General features: G+C 70.0%; 18 protein-coding genes. 6 read left to right on the forward strand and 12 right to left on the reverse strand.

The features are described 5' to 3' along the window. Positions 1-19: 19 nt before the first annotated feature. Positions 20-214 carry a 50S ribosomal protein L35 gene (gene rpmI, locus CSX12_RS12015; protein WP_017202429.1) on the reverse strand — a complete coding sequence of 65 codons (195 nt, stop codon included), beginning with the start codon at positions 212-214 and terminating at the stop codon, positions 20-22. A gap of 73 nt (positions 215-287) precedes the next feature. Further along, positions 288-938 carry a translation initiation factor IF-3 gene (gene infC / locus CSX12_RS12020; RefSeq protein WP_017202430.1) on the reverse strand — a complete coding sequence of 217 codons (651 nt, stop codon included), beginning with the start codon at positions 936-938 and terminating at the stop codon, positions 288-290. Positions 939-1,160: 222 nt separating this feature from the next. Here infC and CSX12_RS12025 point away from each other — a divergent pair, with 222 nt between their 5' ends. Further along, positions 1,161-1,559 carry a DUF1844 domain-containing protein gene (locus CSX12_RS12025; RefSeq protein ID WP_017202431.1) on the forward strand — a complete coding sequence of 133 codons (399 nt, stop codon included), beginning with the start codon at positions 1,161-1,163 and terminating at the stop codon, positions 1,557-1,559. A 136-nt stretch (positions 1,560-1,695) separates the two neighbouring features. Here the strand turns inward: CSX12_RS12025 and CSX12_RS12030 are convergent, their stop codons facing one another. The 6 genes from CSX12_RS12030 to CSX12_RS12055 form a co-directional block, all read right to left on the reverse strand. Further along, positions 1,696-2,493 carry an SseB family protein gene (locus CSX12_RS12030; RefSeq protein WP_124895936.1) on the reverse strand — a complete coding sequence of 266 codons (798 nt, stop codon included), beginning with the start codon at positions 2,491-2,493 and terminating at the stop codon, positions 1,696-1,698. Next, positions 2,477-3,223 (reverse strand): bifunctional 1-(5-phosphoribosyl)-5-((5-phosphoribosylamino)methylideneamino)imidazole-4-carboxamide isomerase/phosphoribosylanthranilate isomerase PriA, encoded by a 747-nt coding sequence (priA, locus tag CSX12_RS12035; RefSeq protein ID WP_017202433.1) that lies wholly within the window; start codon positions 3,221-3,223, stop codon positions 2,477-2,479. Before priA ends, CSX12_RS12030 begins: the two co-directional genes overlap by 17 nt. Positions 3,224-3,324: 101 nt before the next feature. Then, on the reverse strand, positions 3,325-3,960 hold the full coding sequence (hisH, locus tag CSX12_RS12040; protein ID WP_124895937.1) for an imidazole glycerol phosphate synthase subunit HisH: 636 nt from the start codon (positions 3,958-3,960) through the stop codon (positions 3,325-3,327). Continuing rightward, positions 3,957-4,574 (reverse strand): imidazoleglycerol-phosphate dehydratase HisB, encoded by a 618-nt coding sequence (hisB, locus tag CSX12_RS12045; protein WP_017202435.1) that lies wholly within the window; start codon positions 4,572-4,574, stop codon positions 3,957-3,959. Before hisB ends, hisH begins: the two co-directional genes overlap by 4 nt. Beyond that, positions 4,571-5,656, reverse strand: a complete 1,086-nt coding sequence (locus tag CSX12_RS12050; RefSeq protein ID WP_124895938.1) for a histidinol-phosphate transaminase — start codon at positions 5,654-5,656, stop codon at positions 4,571-4,573. The genes hisB and CSX12_RS12050 overlap by 4 nt, the downstream gene beginning before the upstream one ends. 63 nt (positions 5,657-5,719) lie before the next feature. Continuing rightward, positions 5,720-6,088 (reverse strand): LysM peptidoglycan-binding domain-containing protein, encoded by a 369-nt coding sequence (locus tag CSX12_RS12055; RefSeq protein ID WP_017202437.1) that lies wholly within the window; start codon positions 6,086-6,088, stop codon positions 5,720-5,722. 289 nt (positions 6,089-6,377) lie between these two features. On the opposite strand from CSX12_RS12055, the gene lexA reads away from it, so the two are divergent. Both lexA and CSX12_RS12065 read left to right on the forward strand, forming a co-directional pair. After that, positions 6,378-7,064 carry a transcriptional repressor LexA gene (lexA, locus tag CSX12_RS12060; protein ID WP_017202438.1) on the forward strand — a complete coding sequence of 229 codons (687 nt, stop codon included), beginning with the start codon at positions 6,378-6,380 and terminating at the stop codon, positions 7,062-7,064. Positions 7,065-7,115: 51 nt separating this feature from the next. Continuing rightward, complete coding sequence (locus CSX12_RS12065) at positions 7,116-8,981, forward strand: prolyl oligopeptidase family serine peptidase (RefSeq protein WP_124895939.1); 1,866 nt, start codon at positions 7,116-7,118, stop codon at positions 8,979-8,981. 9 nt (positions 8,982-8,990) lie between these two features. Here CSX12_RS12065 and smpB read toward each other — a convergent pair whose 3' ends face one another. The 3 genes from smpB to ftsE form a co-directional block, all read right to left on the reverse strand. After that, complete coding sequence (smpB, locus tag CSX12_RS12070; RefSeq protein ID WP_017202440.1) at positions 8,991-9,467, reverse strand: SsrA-binding protein SmpB; 477 nt, start codon at positions 9,465-9,467, stop codon at positions 8,991-8,993. A 64-nt stretch (positions 9,468-9,531) separates the two neighbouring features. Then, positions 9,532-10,446, reverse strand: coding sequence for a permease-like cell division protein FtsX (gene ftsX, locus CSX12_RS12075; protein ID WP_124895940.1), 915 nt, complete (start codon positions 10,444-10,446; stop codon positions 9,532-9,534). Then, a complete protein-coding gene (gene ftsE, locus CSX12_RS12080) occupies positions 10,443-11,582 on the reverse strand; it encodes a cell division ATP-binding protein FtsE (protein ID WP_124895941.1) in 1,140 nt (379 codons plus the stop codon). The genes ftsX and ftsE overlap by 4 nt, the downstream gene beginning before the upstream one ends. A gap of 183 nt (positions 11,583-11,765) precedes the next feature. Between ftsE and CSX12_RS12085 the strand changes: the two genes are divergently transcribed. Further along, on the forward strand, positions 11,766-12,647 hold the full coding sequence (locus CSX12_RS12085) for a DUF2510 domain-containing protein (protein WP_124895942.1): 882 nt from the start codon (positions 11,766-11,768) through the stop codon (positions 12,645-12,647). Between the two features lie 58 nt (positions 12,648-12,705). After that, positions 12,706-13,785 carry a DUF2510 domain-containing protein gene (locus CSX12_RS12090; protein ID WP_164479580.1) on the forward strand — a complete coding sequence of 360 codons (1,080 nt, stop codon included), beginning with the start codon at positions 12,706-12,708 and terminating at the stop codon, positions 13,783-13,785. A 65-nt stretch (positions 13,786-13,850) separates the two neighbouring features. Here the strand turns inward: CSX12_RS12090 and prfB are convergent, their stop codons facing one another. After that, positions 13,851-14,963 carry a peptide chain release factor 2 gene (prfB, locus tag CSX12_RS12095; RefSeq protein ID WP_017202446.1) on the reverse strand — a complete coding sequence of 371 codons (1,113 nt, stop codon included), beginning with the start codon at positions 14,961-14,963 and terminating at the stop codon, positions 13,851-13,853. 120 nt (positions 14,964-15,083) lie between these two features. Between prfB and CSX12_RS12100 the strand changes: the two genes are divergently transcribed. Further along, positions 15,084-16,334 carry an MFS transporter gene (locus tag CSX12_RS12100; protein WP_124896894.1) on the forward strand — a complete coding sequence of 417 codons (1,251 nt, stop codon included), beginning with the start codon at positions 15,084-15,086 and terminating at the stop codon, positions 16,332-16,334. Positions 16,335-16,406 lie beyond the last annotated feature (72 nt).

Here is a 16,406-nt window from a genome sequence, read left to right on the forward strand (position 1 = left end):
ATTCGTGCGTTCGGGCGCGTCAGCGACCGAGAAGCTTCTTCGCGACCTTGGTGTCAGCCTTCGAGAGCACCTGGTCCTGGTTGAGGCGGCGGGTGCGACGGCTCGACTTGTGCTCGAGGTTGTGGCGCATGTTCGCCTGCTGCTTCTTCAGCTTTCCGCTGCCGGTGATCTTGAAGCGCTTCTTAGCACCCGAGTGGGTCTTCTGCTTCGGCATCTTCTCTTCCTTCGTATGGCGCCTTCTCAGGCGACGGTGTCAACCCGCGGTGCGGGAGTTCTGGGGGCGGGAGTTACTCCGCGGGAGTGGCTGCGGACTCGCTCTTCGCCTCGCGCGCGGCCTGCTTCTTGTCGGCGCGCTGCGCGTCGCGGACGGCGTTCTGCTCCTGCTTGGCCTCGGACTTGCTCTTGAGCGGAGCCACGACCATGACCATGTTGCGGCCGTCGATGGTCGGGTTGGACTCGACCGTTCCGAACTCGGCGACGTCCTCTGCGAACTTGCGCAGCAGGCGGACACCCTGCTCCGGGCGCGACTGCTCGCGACCGCGGAAGAGGATCATGGCCTTGACCTTGTCGCCGGCCTTGAGGAACCCCTCGGCGCGCTTGAGCTTGGTCGTGTAGTCGTGCGCCTCGATCTTCAGTCGGAAGCGGACTTCCTTGAGGATCGTGTTCGCCTGGTTGCGGCGAGCTTCCTTTTCCTTCTGTGCGGCCTCGTACTTGAACTTGCCGTAGTCCATGATCTTGACCACAGGCGGCTTCGAGTTCGGGGCGACCTCGACGAGGTCGAGATCGGCTTCCTGCGCGAGGCGCAGTGCGGCCTCGATACGGACGACGCCGATCTGCTCACCCGCGGGGCCGACGAGGCGGACCTCGGGGACGCGGATGCGCTCATTGGTACGGGGATCGCTGATGCGGAGCTCCTTAGACGATGGGGATTCGGCCACCGTGACGCTGTCTGCCTCACGGGCGAAATCGGAATCGTCCCACCCACCGGCATTCAGACGCCGGCTCCGCACCCAGTCTGCCGGAGCCGTTCTGCGAACGGAGCCGGTGGAGTGCAAGACCCGGTAGCCTGGAACGGCAAGCGCGGGTGGGAAGTGAATCCTCTTTCGATCCGGAGCATGACGCTCCGGAGCCCGCCAAAGTCTAACAGAAAGCAAGGCGAAGTGACGAACCAGGCATCGGACGAGGCGGCACAGGAGCGCGAAGAGCGCTGGGCACGTCAGGAGGAGGCCGCCTCATCGGCCACTCGGGACATCGCCGACGTCCCCGCCGTCGAGGTGATCACCACCGCGGCCGTGCACCTCATGAGCGCCGCGGCCGTGAAGCTCGGCCTGGCCGACGATCCGGACGCCGCCGCCCAGCTCGACCTGGACGAGGCGCGCAAGCTCATCAACGCTCTCGCAGGGCTGATCACCGCCGGCGCCCCCGAGATCAGCGACATGCACGCCCGCTCCCTGCGCGACGGCCTCCGTTCGCTGCAGCTCGCGTTCCGCGAGGCGTCCACGATCCCCGACCCGATCGGCAAGGGCCCGGGCGAGAAGTGGACCGGTCCCGTCAACTAGCTGCTGGTGTAGGCGATCGCCGGGCACGCGTTGATCACGCAGCCGGAAGTGCCGGCGACGGCGCCTCCGAGCAGCACGACGGCCGCGAGGGCTCGCACCAGAGTCCGGGGCATGTCCCCGAGCGTAGCGAAGCGGTTCAGGCGCTGCGGCGGAGCTTCACGGTGAGGGAGTCGACGAGCACGGCGATGCGGTCATCCGATGCCCAGCGAGACGCGAGACGCGAGAGCACGGCGTCGAGCACCTCACGTTCGAGTCCGTCGACCAGCTCCAGGACCACGATGAGCTCGGGACCGCGCAGACGCGCGTCGGGGTCTCCGGAAGCCACCGCCACATCGATCACGGCCAGTTCGTGGGCCACGCTCTCCTGCAGCGCTGTGAACACCTCGGTCGACAGGAAGCTCGGCTCCCAGCGCTGTTCCTGAGCGATCGCCCAGACGGCGGGACGCCGGATGACGAACTCCGTCTCGGACGTCGGGTCGAGCACGATCAGGTCGGTGTCCTCCGACGAGGCGGCCAACGCCGCGCGGACCGCCTCGACGGGGATGGGTCGCGCCGACGGGTCCCACGCCTGCATCGCCTGGACCGACGAGAACACCGGCTGGACGCGCCGACCATCCGGAGCCGCGACCGTGACGATGGAGAGCTCCTGCGTCTTGTCGACGGCGAGACCGTTGGGGGCGATCCCGTCCTCCCCCTTCTCCGCGATGAGAGGCACCAGCACACGGGCGGCACGGAAGGCGTCGACGACCTCGGACTGGCTGCCCTCCCCTGCGCGGAAGCGCAGCAGAGCGGCCAGCAGCGCCGGGTCGGCGGATCCGTCGTCCGCCGCATGCGGATTCGACTCGAAGCTGCGGCCCTCCCACGGAACCCCGGCGGAGTCGCCGCGGTTGTGCGGCTCGGGGCCGCAGGAGTGCGGGTCAGTCTCCTGCGACATCCAGTGCCTCAGCGAGTGTGAACGCTCCCGCGTAGAGGGCCTTGCCGACGATCGCACCCTCGACGCCCAGCGGCACGAGCTCGCGGAGCGCAGCGATGTCGTCGAGGTTGGAGATGCCGCCGGACGCCACGACGGGCTTCGGCGTGCGCGAGGTCACCTCGCGCAGCAGCTCGAGGTTCGGGCCGCGGAGCGTGCCGTCCTTCGTCACGTCGGTCACGACATAGCGGCTGCAGCCGGCGTCCTCCAGGCGCTCCAGCACCTCCCAGAGGTCGCCGCCCTCCTTCGTCCAGCCGCGCGCCGCGAGGGTGGTGCCACGGACGTCGAGGCCCACGGCGATCGCCTCGCCGTACCGGCTGATCACGTCGGCCGCCCACTCCGGGTTCTCCAGCGCCGCGGTGCCGAGGTTGATGCGCGCGGCGCCGCTCTCCAGAGCCGCCTCGAGGCTCGCGTCGTCGCGGATGCCCCCGGAGAGCTCGACGTTGACGTTCTTGAACTGCTTGATGACCTTGCGCAGGATCGAGGCGTTGCTGCCGCGGCCGAAAGCCGCATCCAGGTCGACCAGGTGGATCCAGGACGCCCCCTGCGAGACCCACTCCCCCGCGGCGTCGAGCGGGTCGCCGTAGTTCGTCTCGGTCCCGGCCTCGCCCTGGGTCAGGCGGACGGCCTTGCCCCCTGCGACGTCGACCGCGGGAAGGAGCGTGAGCGAAGGGGACTGTGCGAAGTCGTTCATGGGGTCCTTGGATCGGGGGGGTCTCCGGCCCGGGGCGGGCACGAGAACCGAGGGTAGTCCGCCGGGCGGCGGGGCACAAAACGAGGACGTCACCGCCCGGGTCAGAGGCTTCCGACCCAGTTCCGCAGCAGCTGGATCCCCGCTTCGCCCGACTTCTCCGGGTGGAACTGCGTCGCCGAGAGCGGACCGTTCTCCACCGCGGCGAGGAACGGGTCGCCGTAGGTCGCCCACGTCAGCACGGGCTGCGGGAACGGCGGGATGACATCGAGCTCCCAGGACTGGGCCGCGTAGGAGTGCACGAAGTAGAACCGCTCCTGCTCGATCCCGCGGAAGAGCACGCTGTCGGCGCCGGGCTCCACGGTGTTCCATCCCATGTGCGGCAGGACAGGCGCGTTGAGCTCGGTGACGGCGCCCGGCCACTCGCCGAGGCCCGCCGTGTCGTGACCGCGCTCGACGCCGTGCTCGAACAGCACCTGCATGCCGACACAGATGCCGAGGACGGGACGACCGCCCGCAAGCCGGCGGCCGATGATCTCGTCGCCGCCGTGCGCGGAGAGCGCGTCGCGGACGGCCTGGAATGCGCCGACGCCGGGGACGACGAGGCCGTCGGCTTCGAGCGCGGCGGTGCGGTCCCGCGTCAGCACAGCGTCTGCTCCCGCGGCCGCCAGCGCCTTGACGGCGGAGTGGACATTGCCCGACTCGTAGTCGAAGACGGCGACGCGGGGTGCCGTGCTCACAGCGCTCCCTTGGTGGAGGGGATGCCGTCGACGAGCGGGTCGAGGGCCTTCGCCTGACGGAACGCGCGCGCGAACGCCTTGAACTCGGCCTCGGCGATGTGGTGCGGGTCGCGCCCGCCGAGGACGCGTACGTGCACGGTCAGCGCGGCGTTGAACGCGATCGCCTCGAAGGCGTGGCGCACGAGGGAGCCGGTGAAGTGCCCGCCGATGAGGTGGTGCTCGAACCCGGCGGGCTCGCCCGTGTGGACGAGGTACGGCCGTCCGGAGATGTCGACGACCGCCTGCGCCAACGCCTCGTCGAGAGGCACCAGGGCGTCGCCGTACCGTGCGATGCCCGACTTGTCGCCCAGCGCCTCGAGGATGGCCTGACCGAGGACGATCGAGACGTCTTCCACGGTGTGGTGCGCGTCGATGTGCGTGTCACCGGAGGCGCGCACGGTGAGGTCGGTGAGCGAGTGCTTCGCGAAGGCCGTGAGCATGTGGTCGAAGAAGGGCACCGAGGTGTCGATGCGGCTCGCGCCGGTGCCGTCGAGATTGAGTTCGAGCTCGACGGTGGACTCCGACGTGCTGCGGACGCGGCTCGCGGTGCGCGGGGTCGGTGCGGAGGTGCTCATGATGCCGATCCTATCGAGGCGAGAGCGTCCAGGAACGCGGTGGTCTCGGCCTCGGTGCCCGCGCTCACCCGGAGGTGGCCGGGGATCCCGACGTCGCGGACCAGCACCCCGCGGTCGTACAGCTGCTGCCACGTCGCGCGCGGATCGGCGACGCCGCCGAACAGGACGAAGTTCGACCAGGACTCGTGCGGCGTGTAGCCGAGCGCTTCGAGCGTCGCGGTGATGCGGTCGCGCTGCTCGACGATGTCCTCGACCATGCCGAGCATCACATCGGCGTTGCGCAGGGCGGCGACCGCTGCCGCCTGGGTCAGGGCGCTCAGGTGGTACGGCAGCCGCACTATTCGCAGCGCATCGATGAACGCGGGGTCGGCGGCCAGATAGCCGACGCGGGCGCCGGCGAACGCGAACGCCTTGCTCATGGTCCGCGAGATCGCGAGCCGCGGGCGACCATCGAGCAGCGTCAGTGCCGACACGGCGTCGCGGGGAGCGAACTCCTGATACGCCTCGTCGACGATCACGATTCCCCGCGCCGCCTCGTAGACGGCTTCGACGACATCCAGTCCGAGCGGCGTGCCCGTCGGATTGTTCGGCGAGCAGAGGATGACGACGTCGGGGTCGACGGCGCGCACCTGCTCCGCAGCCTCCTCCGGGGTGATCGTGTAGTCGGGCTGACGGGTGCCGGCGATCCAGCGCGCCCCGGTCCCCTGCGCGATCAGCGGGTACATCGAATACGTGGGCGCGAACCCGAACGCGGTGCGGCCGGGGCCGCCGAAGGCCTGGAGGATGTGCTGGAGCACCTCGTTGGAGCCGTTGCCCGCCCAGATCTGCTCCGGTGCGAGGCCGTGCCCGAGGTACTCGGCGAATGCCTCGCGCAGAGCGGTGAACTCCCGGTCCGGGTAGCGGTTCACGTCGCGGATCGCCACGGCGATGTCGTCGAGGATGTCGCTCGCCACCGCGTCCGGGATCTGATGCGTGTTCTCGTTCACGTTCAACGCGATGGGGAGCGGAGCCTGCGGCGCACCGTACGGAGTGAGTCCGCGCAGATCGTCGCGCAGCGGAAGATCGTTGAGGGAGAGGGTCACCCTTCCCATGCTAGGCGGCGCTCAGCACAGGAGAGGCAACGTTGCGGCGTACGACGTCAGCTCTCAGTTCGTATACTGCGCCGGGATCGCCAGCTCCTGGCCGATCTGCAGCTCTCCGCCGTGGAGGAGGTTCATGCGGCTGATCTCGCCGATCACGTCGCGCGGGTCGACCTCGGGGGCGACCGTGCTCGCGATCGACCAGAGCGTGTCCCCCGGCATGACCGTGACGGTCTCGACGCTGACAGCAGGAGCATCCGCGCCGGAGGCCACGGCGGAGCCGCCGCTGAGCGCCGCGAACGCGATGCCGATCGCCAGCGGGACGGAGGCCAGCCCGAGCATCACGGCGCGACCGCGTGCCGTCAGGCGGAGTCGCGTCGTCGGACGAGCCGACGTCGGGATGACCGCTGCGGTGCTGAAGCTGATGCTGCTCATGTGGTGCTCCTTAGCCTGACCCGGAGCCGTGGGCTGCCGGGGAAGTTGGCGTAGCGTTCGCATTCGCGACTCGGCCGGGAGCCGTGAATGCGAAGCTACGTTCCGAAGTTATCTTCGAGTTCGAACATCTGTCAAGTATTCTTCGAAAACAGATCCGAGAATCGGCCGACACGCTCGAACAGATCTTCCAGATCGGCGCGATTCTCGGATACGGTTTCGATGAGAACACCCCACCACGGGCCTCCGACATTCGAAGAGGGACGTCGGGATCACGCACTGAAGGAGCACCATGAGCGAGAACTCCGCCCCCGAATCGGAGGCTCCGCGCACGCGTCGTCGCAAGAGCCTCAGCCCCAAGCAGATGGCGATCCTCGAGGTCATCCAGAACTCGATCGCGCATCACGGCTACCCGCCGAGCATGCGCGAGATCGGCGACGCCGTCGGACTCAAGTCGCTCTCCAGCGTCACGCACCAGCTCGGTCAGCTCGAGCTGAGCGGGTACCTGCGGCGCGATCCGGGCAAGACCCGCGCCATGGAGGTGCTGATCGACCTCCCCGGCGCCAGCGGCGAGAACCCGGCCGATGTCGCGACACCGGTGGGCGACGCCGCCCTCGTCCCCCTGGTCGGACGCATCGCCGCCGGAGTGCCGATCACCGCCGAGCAGCAGGTCGAGGAGATCTTCCCGCTCCCCCGGCAGCTGGTCGGCAAGGGCGATCTCTTCATGCTCAAGGTCTCGGGCGAGTCGATGATCGACGCCGCGATCTGCGACGGCGACTGGGTCGTCGTCCGCTCCCAGAACAACGCCGAGAATGGCGAGATCGTGGCGGCGATGCTCGACGGCGAGGCGACGGTCAAGGTGCTGCGGCGCCGGGACGGTCACACGTGGCTGCTGCCGCGCAACTCCTCCTTCGAGCCGATCCTCGGCGACGAGGCCGTGGTGCTCGGCAAGGTCGTGGCGGTCCTCCGCGCGGTCTGACGCGAGAGCACGCGTGTGACGTCGTCTGCCGCCGGCCCATAGGCTCGAGGCATGTCGTCTCCCTTCGGTAGCTGGCCCTCGCCCTTCTCCGCCGCGTCCGTGGCGGCATCGTCGCCGCGCATCGACGGCGCCCGGTTCGTGGGCGCTGAGGTCTGGTGGGGTGAGTCCGTCCCGGCGGAGAAGGGGCGCGTCACGGTACGACGCTCCTCCGGAGCCGAGGTGCTTCGCGCCCCGTGGAGCGCACGCTCGCGCGTGCACGAGTACGGAGGCGGCGCGTGGACCGCGGACGACGACGGAACGCTGTACTTCGTCGACGCGGGCGATCAGCGCGTGTACCGGCAGGGTCCGGCGGCCGATCCGCTGCCGCTCACCCCGGCCGGCCCCTCACACGGCGGGCTGCACCTCCGGCAGGGCCGCCTGTTCGCCGTGCGTGAGGATCTGTCGACCACCCCGCACACTCGCGGGATCGTGGAGATCCCGACCGACGGCTCCGCGGCAGAGGACGCCTCGGCCGTCCGGGTGATCGTGCAGGGAGACGGGTTCTTCGCCCACCCGGCGCTCTCGCCCGACGGCACCCGGCTCGCCTGGGTCGCCTGGGACCGCGGCCGCATGCCGTGGGAGGGCGCCGGCGTACAGGTCGCGGAGCTCGACGGAGGCCGCCCGCAGAGCATCCGCTCCCGCGCTGCGCTGCAGCCGGAGTGGATCGGCGACGCCGAACTGGTCTTCGCGGATGACCCGGACGGCCGGTGGGGGCTCCACCGCGTCGCGCTCGACGGCGTCGTGCCGGCCGGAGCCCCGCTGCCGGTGGCTCCGGCCGATGCCGACACCGGCTACGGACTGTGGGTGCTCGGCAACCGCTGGTACCGGCCGCTCGACGACGGCAGGATCGTCGCCGTCCGCACCAACGGCCGCGACCAGATCGTGCTGATCGATGCGCAGGGCGAGGTGCGGCCGATCGACACGCCCGCCGACGGCCACGTCAGCATCGATGACGCCAGGGGCACGAGCGTGCTGCTGTCCGGGAACGGCTCGCGTGTCGACCCGGGCCTGTGGTGCGTCGATGTCGACTCCGGCGAGATCGTCGCCGTGCGGGGCGGCGAGCCCGTCGATGCGCGCTGGATGCCGCCGGCGCGATCGATCGAGGTCGACGGGCCCCACGGCGCCGTGCATGCCTTCGCGTACCCTCCGACGCATCCCGAGGCCTCCGCTCCCGACGACGAGCTGCCGCCGTACGTCGTCCTGGTCCACGGCGGTCCGACGGCCCACGTGACCGGGGCGTCCTCGGCAGCGGTCGCGTTCTTCACCAGCCGGGGCATCGGCGTGCTCGACGTCAACTACGGCGGCTCCACCGGCTACGGCCGCGCCTACCGGGAGCGCCTGGACGGACAGTGGGGCGTGGTCGACGTCGACGATGTGATCGCCGCGGCCAGGGGTCTCGCCGACGCCGGCCTCGCCGACCCCGAGCGGATCGCGATCCGCGGAGGCTCCGCCGGCGGGTGGACGGTGCTCTCGGCGCTCGTGCGCGGGGGTGCGTTCGCGGCGGGCATCAGCCGCTACGGCGTCGCCGACCTGCGGATGCTGGCCGCCGAGACCCACGACTTCGAGGCGTCCTACCTCGACGGCCTGGTCGGGCCGCTCCCGGAGAGCGAAGACGTGTACATCGAGCGGTCGCCGCTCACGCACACCGACCGCATCGACGTGCCGGTGCTGCTCCTGCAGGGCGGCGAGGACCGCGTCGTCCCGCCCTCGCAGTCCGAGGCCATCCGCGACGCCCTCGCCGCGCGCGGCGTCGACCACGAGTACGTGCTGTACCCGAGCGAGGGCCACGGCTTCCGCAGCGCGGACACGATCGTCGACGCCCTCGAACGCGAGCTGCGATTCCTCGGGCGCGTCTTCGGCTTCACGCCGCGGATGTGACGCTGAAGGTCACTCCCCCACGCGGTTGCGCAGGCGCATCGCGCGCTCGGCTTCCCGAGTGTCCTGGCGCTCGCGCAGGGTCTGGCGCTTGTCGTACTCGCGCTTGCCCTTCGCGAGCGCGATCTCGACCTTGGCTCGCCCGTCCGAGAAGTAGAGCTTCAGCGGGATGAGGGTGTACCCGCCCGCGGAGACCGCGTGCGCGATCTTCGCGATCTCCTCCCGGTGCAGCAGCAGCTTGCGGATGCGCTTCGCGGAGTGGTTGGTCCAGTGGCCCTGGGAGTACTCCGGGATGTGCACCGAATCGAGGAAGACCTCGTTGCCCTTCACGAACGCGTAGCCGTCGCTGAGGTTGGCGCGCCCCTGACGGAGCGACTTCACTTCGGTGCCGGTGAGCACCATCCCCGCCTCGTACGACTTCTCGATGTTGTAGTCGTGACGTGCGCGACGATTGGTCGCGACGACCTTCTCTCCGCGTTCCCTGGGCATGGTGCTCTCCTGTGTGCCGTGATGAGCTCGATCGATCGTTCCGTCCGAGCAGCCTTTCAGGCTATCAGGTGCGAAGCCAGCGTCGGATCGCGAATCCGGCGGACAAGGCGGCGAGCACGACGCCGATCGCGATCAGGATGGGCACGACCAGCGCCGCGTCCTGCATCGTCACCCAGGTGGTGATGAAGGGCACGCGGCCGCGCAGGTAGCCGTTCACGCCGAAGTGCACGCCCGCCACGACCGCCGCACTCGCGAGCGCCGACCCGAGGAAGGCCGCGAACACGCCCTCCAGCACGAACGGGGTCTGGATGAATCGGTTCGACGCGCCCACCAGGCGCATGATCCCGATCTCCTTGCGTCTGGCATAGGCGGAGAGGCGGATGGTGGTGCCGATGAGCAGCGTCGCCGCGATGAGCATGAGGACCGCGATGCCGACGGCGATGTACGTCGCGACCGTCAGCGCGGAGAACAGCGGTTCGAGGTACTGCAGCTGGTCCTTGACCTGCTCCACGCCCGCCTGCCCGCTGAAGGCCTCGGCGAGCACCTGCGACTGCCCCGGGTCCTTCATGGTGACGAAGAACACCTCGAAGGCCTGGTCGGGGGTGAGCACGCTCGCCTGGTCCTCGCCGAGCTGGGCGACGAGCTTGGCGTAGGTCTCCTCCTTGGTGTCGAACGTCATCGAGCTGATGAGGGGCTTGAGCGCCTCCCCCTCCAGCTGTGCACGCACGGCGTCGACCTGCTCCTCGCTCGCGGCCCCATCGATGCAGGTGTCCGACTCGGAGACCGCCGAGCACATGTACACCGCGACCTGGGCGCGTTCGGCCCAGTATCCGCGCATCACGCCGACCTGGTTCTGCATGAGGATGGCGGCACCGACGAACGTCAGCGACACGAACGTGACGAGCACGACGGAGATGACCATCGAGATGTTGCGCCGGAGGCCCCCCAGGGCCTCGGTCAGGATGAGTCCGATTCTCATGAGGTCGGGCCCACTTCCTCGTCGTCCTCGTCGGAGAGGCCGAGCCGGTCGGCGACCCCGAGCTCGGCGACGTCGACCGTCGGAAGCGTGATCGGGTGCGTGCGGGGGCGGACCACTCCGGGGGGCTCGACCACGGCGGGCGGCTCCGCGGCAGGCGGCTCCACCACGGCGGGCGGCTCGACGACGGCGGGCGGCTCGACGATGCTCGCGGTGCCGGGCTCCTGCGGACGGGTGGTCTCCGGCGGCTCGACCGTCGTCGCGGAGGCCGTCGTCTCGACCGGAGCATCGTCGGCGGAGGCGGCTGCGACCCGCTGCGCGTGGAGCTCCTCGGCGAGGGCGGCTCGGACCACGGAGAGGTCGGCGGTCTGGCGCTGCACCTCCTGCACGGCTGTGAGCGCTGCGGCCGCGGCGGCACCGCGCACCTCCTCCGGCACGAGGCGGGGGATGTTGGAGGTGTCTCCGTATCCGCCGTGGACCTCGTCGCGCACCATCTCGCCGTCGCGGAGCTCGATCACGCGGCGCTGCATCTGGTCGACGAATCCCGCTTCGTGCGTCGCCATCAGCACCGTGGTCCCGCCGGCGTTGATGCGGGCGAGCAGCTGCATGATGTCGACCGACGTCGCGGGGTCGAGGTTTCCGGTCGGCTCGTCGGCGAGCAGCACCTGCGGACGGTTGACGAGCGCACGCGCGATAGCGACGCGCTGCTGCTCACCGCCGGAGAGCTCATGCGGCATGCGCTTCTGCTTGCCGTCGAGGCCCACGAGCGCGAGCGCCTCCGGCACGGCCTGCTGGATGAAGCCGCGCGAGGATCCCGTCACCTGAAGCGTGAAGGCTACGTTCTGGTAGACGGTCTTCGACGGCAGCAGCCGGAAGTCCTGGAACACCGAGCCGATGTGGCGACGGAAGTAGGGCACCTTGCGGTTCGCGAGCGAACGCAGGTCACGGCCCAGCACGGCGATGCGGCCCGACGTGGGGACGTCCTCGCGCAGGATGAGCCGCAGACAGGAGGATTTGCCGGAGCCCGAGGCCCCGACGAGGAAGACGAACTCCCCGCGCTGCACCTCGAAGTCGACACCGGAGAGGGCGGGCTTCGACGTCCCGCGGTAGCGTTTCGTGACGTTCTCGAACCGAATCATGGCGCTTCGAGCCTAAGCGCGCCCTCTCTCCTGGCCGCGAGCGACACCCCGCACGCCGCAGGGCGACCGGGGCACGGGCGACATCCCTCTCCGCATCGCCGCCCCGCTGAGTCACCTCCCACTGATATACAGAGATATGCGTCGCGGGCACACCGCGGCGGAATGAATCTTCGAGGGGGACGCATGTCAACGCCTGCAGGCTGGTACGACGACGGATCGGGCCGACAGCGCTGGTGGGACGGCCAGCAGTGGACCGAGCAGTACGCTCCCGAGGCCGAGGCTCCCTCCGCCGAGGCGACACCGGCGGACGACACGGCCGTGACCACGAGCTACCCGGCCCCTGGCGACTCCGCCTCGGCTCCCGCGTACTCCGCTCCCGCGTACCCGGGCTCGACGCCCGGCTACCCCGGTGCGTACTCCGCCGCCCCGTCCGACCTGGCCGGCGCCCCTTACGGACAGCCGGCGCCGGAGGACCCGAAGAAGCTCTCGGTGCTCGGCCTCGTGGGTCTCGGGCTCGCCGTGCTCGGCACGATCCTGGTCTTCATCCCCGTCGTCGGCTTCGTGGGCTTCATCCTGCTCGCGGCGGCCTTCGTGGTCTCGATCATCTCGCTCTTCCTCAAGGGCCGGAAGTGGCCGGGCATCGCAGGCCTCGTCCTGTCCGTCGTCGGCACCATCATCGGCGTGGTGATGTCGTTCATCTACCTGTTCGCGTTCGCGCAGGGAGTGAGCGAGGAGATCGACCGGCTCCCGAGCTCCTCGCCGTCGATCGAGGCGAGCGCACCGGCCGAGACCACGGGACCGGATGACGTCGACCAGGGCGTGCGTCCGACGGCGGCCGAGGTCGCGCAGGGTCTGACGGCGATCTTCGCGACGACCGGCGCCGAGGGCTACACCGAGGCGCAGATCGCCTGCATCGCCGACATGTTCGTGGCCTCCGACCTCGACAACGCCACGCTGCGCACCATCGCGGAGAGCGACGGAACGCTCACCGACGTGGATGCGGCGTACGGCTTCGCCGAAGTGCTCGGCGACACCGAGGCCCTCGCGGCCTGCTTCGCGGCCTGACAGCGAGCCCGGGCGAAGGCTCCACGCAACGATCGAGAAGAACACACGGGGAACGGCGATGACGACACCTGCCGGGTGGTACGACGACGGCTCGGGCAACCGGCGGTGGTGGGATGGGACGCAGTGGACGCAGCACGTCGTCACAGCACCCCAGCCCGCCCCCGCGGCGCCGGATCCCTCCGACGCTGCAGCCGATGCCGATGCGTCGGCGCGGGAGACAGTCGCAGCCGCAGCGGAGGCGACTCCCTCGGAGGATGCGTCCGCGACCGCTGAGCCTGCGCCGTTCGCGCCGCCGTACACCGCACCGTCCTCCCCCGACACCGGGTTCGCACGCACCGAGCCCGCGCCCGCCGCGGCGTACCCGCCGTACGGCACGGTCCCCGGAGCTCCCGGCGTCGGGCAGCCCGGCCCGTCGGCACCGTCGCGGTTCCCCGTCCTGGGGGTCATCGGACTCATCGTCGTTGTCGTCGGCGTCATCGTCGCGTGCCTCCCGCCCATCGCGCTGGCGGGATGGGGGCTGCTCGCCGTGGGAGCCGTGCTGTCGCTGGTCTCGCTCTTCGTCCGCGGTCGGAAGTGGCCGGGGATCACCGGCCTCGTCGTCGCCGTCGTGGGCGCCGTGCTGGCCGTCGCCGTCTCGCTCATCACGTTCACCGCGACGTCGATCGCCGACCGCGCCCCGGAGCCGTTCGCCACGCCGAGCGCCCGCCCGCCGGCCGAAGGGGCGACACCGGCGCCGGGCGACGGCCCCTCCGCGATCGAGGGCGCGGAGATGGTGCCGTTCGCGGAGCTCCAGGTCGGCGACTGCCTGCCGCTGGTCGAGTACGACGCCGAGGACCAGATCTACGACCTCCCGGTGGTGCCGTGCGAGCAGCCCCACACGGATGAGATCTACTACATCTTCCAGGTCGAGGGCGAGGGCGAGTTCCCCGGTGACGACCCGCTCTACGAGATCGCCTGGGACGGGTGCATCGCGCAGTTCGAGGCGTTCGTCGGCGTCCCCTACGAGTCGTCGGTGCTCGACGTCTACTCGTATCAGCCGACCCGCAGCTCCTGGGCCCGCGCGGACGACCGCACGGTCCACTGCATCGTCTTCAGCTACGAAGACGTCACAGGCACGCTCCGCGGCGCCGGGTACTGACGTCCGCTGCATGACGAAGGGCCCCGGAATCCTCCGGGGCCCTTCGTCATGGAGTCAGTCAGGACTCAGTCGTCGTCGTCCTTGCGCTTGCGCCAGCGGATGCCCGCCGAGATGAAGTCGTCGAGGTCGCCGTCGAAGACCGCTGCAGGGTTGCCGGACTCCTGGCCGGTGCGGAGATCCTTCACGAGCTGCTGTCCGTAGAGGAAGTACGAGCGCATCTGGTCGCCCCAGCTCGCGGTGATGTTGCCCGCGAGCTCCTTCTTCTTCGCCGCTTCCTGCTCCTTCTGCAGCAGCAGGAGTCGGGTCTGCAGCACGCGCATCGCGGCGGCGCGGTTCTGGATCTGCGACTTCTCGTTCTGCATCGACACGACGATGCCGGTCGGAAGGTGCGTCAGGCGCACGGCGGAGTCGGTCGTGTTGACGGACTGGCCGCCGGGGCCGGAGGAGCGGAACACGTCGACGCGGATGTCGCTCTCGGGGATGTCGACCTCGGTCGCCTCCTCCATGAGCGGGATGACCTCGACCGCGGCGAACGACGTCTGCCGCTTGTCCGCGGAGCCGAAGGGGCTGATGCGGGCGAGGCGGTGCGTTCCCGCCTCGACCGAGATGGTGCCGAAGGCGTAGGGAGCGTCGATCTCGAAGGTCGCCGACTTGATGCCGGCGCCTTCCGCGTAAGACGTGTCCATGACCTTGACGGGGTACTTGTGCCGCTCCGCCCAGCGCAGGTACATGCGCATGAGCATCTCGGCGAAGTCGGTAGCGTCGTCGCCGCCCGCGCCGGAGCGGATCGTGACGATCGCGGCTCGTTCGTCGTATTCGCCGTCGAGGAGGGTCTGCACCTCGAGCTGGTTGATCAGGTCGGTCAGGGCCGCGAGCTCGGTGCGCGCCTCCTGGGCGGAGTCCTCGTCCCCCATCTCGTTCGCCAGTCCGACGAGCACCTCGAGGTCGTCGAGGCGCTGGGCGATGCCCGTGATGCGCGCGAGCTCGGACTGCCGGTGGCTGAGCGCACTGGTCACCTTCTGCGCGTTCTCGGTGTCGTCCCAGAGGTCGGGAGCGCCGGCCTCCTCGCTGAGACGCGCGATGTCGTCGCGGAGACGGGAGACATCGACGACCTCGCTGATGTCGCCGAAGGTGTGCCTGAGCGCCTGGATTTCGGCGGAGAGATCTAGTTCGAGCATGACACCTCAGCCTAACGTGCCGCCCGCTCGCGCGGGGACGTGTCGACGAGGGGTACGCCAGACGAGGAGTAGCGTGAGGGCGTGAGCAGTGCATCGACGGTCCTCCGCCAGTTCGGGCCCATGGTGTATCTGCCGACGATCCTGTTCTCGCTCGGCGAGGGTGCGGTGATCCCGCTGATCCCGGTGCTGGCGGTCTCGATGGGCGCGGATGTCGCCTTCGCGGCCCTCGTCGCCTCGGCTCTGGTGGTCGGCCAGCTGTGCGGGAACCTGCCTGCCGGGTGGGCGGTCGGGAAGATCGGCGAGCGGTTCACGATGGTGATCGCCGGCGTGATCGCCATCCTGTCCGCTCTCGGCATGCTGTTCGCGCCGAGCCTCGCGGTGTTCGCCGCCTCCGTGTTCGTGCTCGGTCTGTGCGCGGCGGCGTTCGGCCTCGCCCGGCACGCCTTCATGACCACGCGCGTGCCCGTCCCCTTCCGGGCACGGTCGCTGTCGCTGCTCGGCGGGAGCTTCCGGCTCGGCATCTTCATCGGCCCGTTCGTCGCCGCCGGACTCCTGCAGCTGTTCGGCACCGAGAGCGCCGCCATCTGGTTCTTCCTCGGCTGCCTCGTCGTCATGGTGCTGCTCGTGCTGTTCGGCCCCGACCCTGAGAAGACCGTCCCGCCGGTGCCCTCGACGACCCGCGAGCGCTACCTGGAGGACTCAGGCGAGGCCGTCAGCGGATCGATCCCGACCGTGGAGCGCGCCGGCATCTTCCAGACCATGTGGCGGCAGCGCGCGGTGCTCGGTCGCCTCGGGCTCGCGGCGGCGTCCCTGTCAGCGGTCCGTTCCGCGCGTCAGGTCGTCCTGCCGCTGTGGGGCCTTTCCCTCGGACTGGACGCCTCGACGATCGCGCTCGTGGTCGGCGTCTCCGGCGCCATCGACTTCGCCCTGTTCTACGCGAGCGGTCAGGTCATGGATCGCTTCGGACGGCTGTGGGCAGCGATGCCCGCGATGGTGCTGATGGGCGCGGGGTTCCTCGCGCTGTCGTTCACGCATGACCTGGATGCCGCGGTGCTCTGGTTCGGCATGTTCGCCGCCGTGCTCGGCGTCGGCAACGGACTCTCCAGCGGGATCCTGCTGACCCTCGGCGCCGACGTCGCCCCGAAACGCGAGCCGGCGGCGTTCCTCGGCTCGTGGCGGACGCTCACCGACGCGGGAGGAGCGATCGCCCCGCTGCTCGTGTCCGGCATCACCGCGGTCGCAGCCCTGCCGTTCGCCGCGGGAGCGATGGGCGTGATCGGGCTCGTCGGCGCACTCGGCTTCCTGCGCTGGATCCCGCGCTTCGTCCCGCGCACTCCCCCGGACGCCTCCCCGCCCGAGGACCCCGCCTGAGGGGTCGGGACCGGAAGAACTCGCGCGCACCCCGGCAGCGCCGTACTCAGCAGCCTCCCGCGTGTCAACCAG

The sequence above is a fragment of the Microbacterium sp. Y-01 genome (genome assembly GCF_003856715.1).
Classification (GTDB): domain Bacteria; phylum Actinomycetota; class Actinomycetes; order Actinomycetales; family Microbacteriaceae; genus Microbacterium; species Microbacterium algeriense.

Excerpts from the sequence above, each read along its gene's own strand:
- rpmI (WP_017202429.1), bottom strand. The coding sequence starts at position 214 with ATGCCGAAGCAGAAGACCCACTCGGGTGCTAAGAAGCGCTTCAAGATC.
- CSX12_RS12030 (WP_124895936.1), bottom strand. The coding sequence starts at position 2,493 with ATGTCGCAGGAGACTGACCCGCACTCCTGCGGCCCCGAGCCGCACAAC.
- priA (WP_017202433.1), bottom strand. The coding sequence starts at position 3,223 with ATGAACGACTTCGCACAGTCCCCTTCGCTCACGCTCCTTCCCGCGGTC.
- hisB (WP_017202435.1), bottom strand. The coding sequence starts at position 4,574 with ATGAGCACCTCCGCACCGACCCCGCGCACCGCGAGCCGCGTCCGCAGC.
- CSX12_RS12055 (WP_017202437.1), bottom strand. The coding sequence starts at position 6,088 with ATGAGCAGCATCAGCTTCAGCACCGCAGCGGTCATCCCGACGTCGGCT.
- lexA (WP_017202438.1), top strand. The coding sequence starts at position 6,378 with ATGAGCGAGAACTCCGCCCCCGAATCGGAGGCTCCGCGCACGCGTCGT.
- CSX12_RS12065 (WP_124895939.1), top strand. The coding sequence starts at position 7,116 with ATGTCGTCTCCCTTCGGTAGCTGGCCCTCGCCCTTCTCCGCCGCGTCC.
- smpB (WP_017202440.1), bottom strand. The coding sequence starts at position 9,467 with ATGCCCAGGGAACGCGGAGAGAAGGTCGTCGCGACCAATCGTCGCGCA.
- ftsX (WP_124895940.1), bottom strand. The coding sequence starts at position 10,446 with ATGAGAATCGGACTCATCCTGACCGAGGCCCTGGGGGGCCTCCGGCGC.
- ftsE (WP_124895941.1), bottom strand. The coding sequence starts at position 11,582 with ATGATTCGGTTCGAGAACGTCACGAAACGCTACCGCGGGACGTCGAAG.
- CSX12_RS12085 (WP_124895942.1), top strand. The coding sequence starts at position 11,766 with ATGTCAACGCCTGCAGGCTGGTACGACGACGGATCGGGCCGACAGCGC.
- CSX12_RS12090 (WP_164479580.1), top strand. The coding sequence starts at position 12,706 with ATGACGACACCTGCCGGGTGGTACGACGACGGCTCGGGCAACCGGCGG.
- prfB (WP_017202446.1), bottom strand. The coding sequence starts at position 14,963 with ATGCTCGAACTAGATCTCTCCGCCGAAATCCAGGCGCTCAGGCACACC.
- CSX12_RS12100 (WP_124896894.1), top strand. The coding sequence starts at position 15,084 with ATGGTGTATCTGCCGACGATCCTGTTCTCGCTCGGCGAGGGTGCGGTG.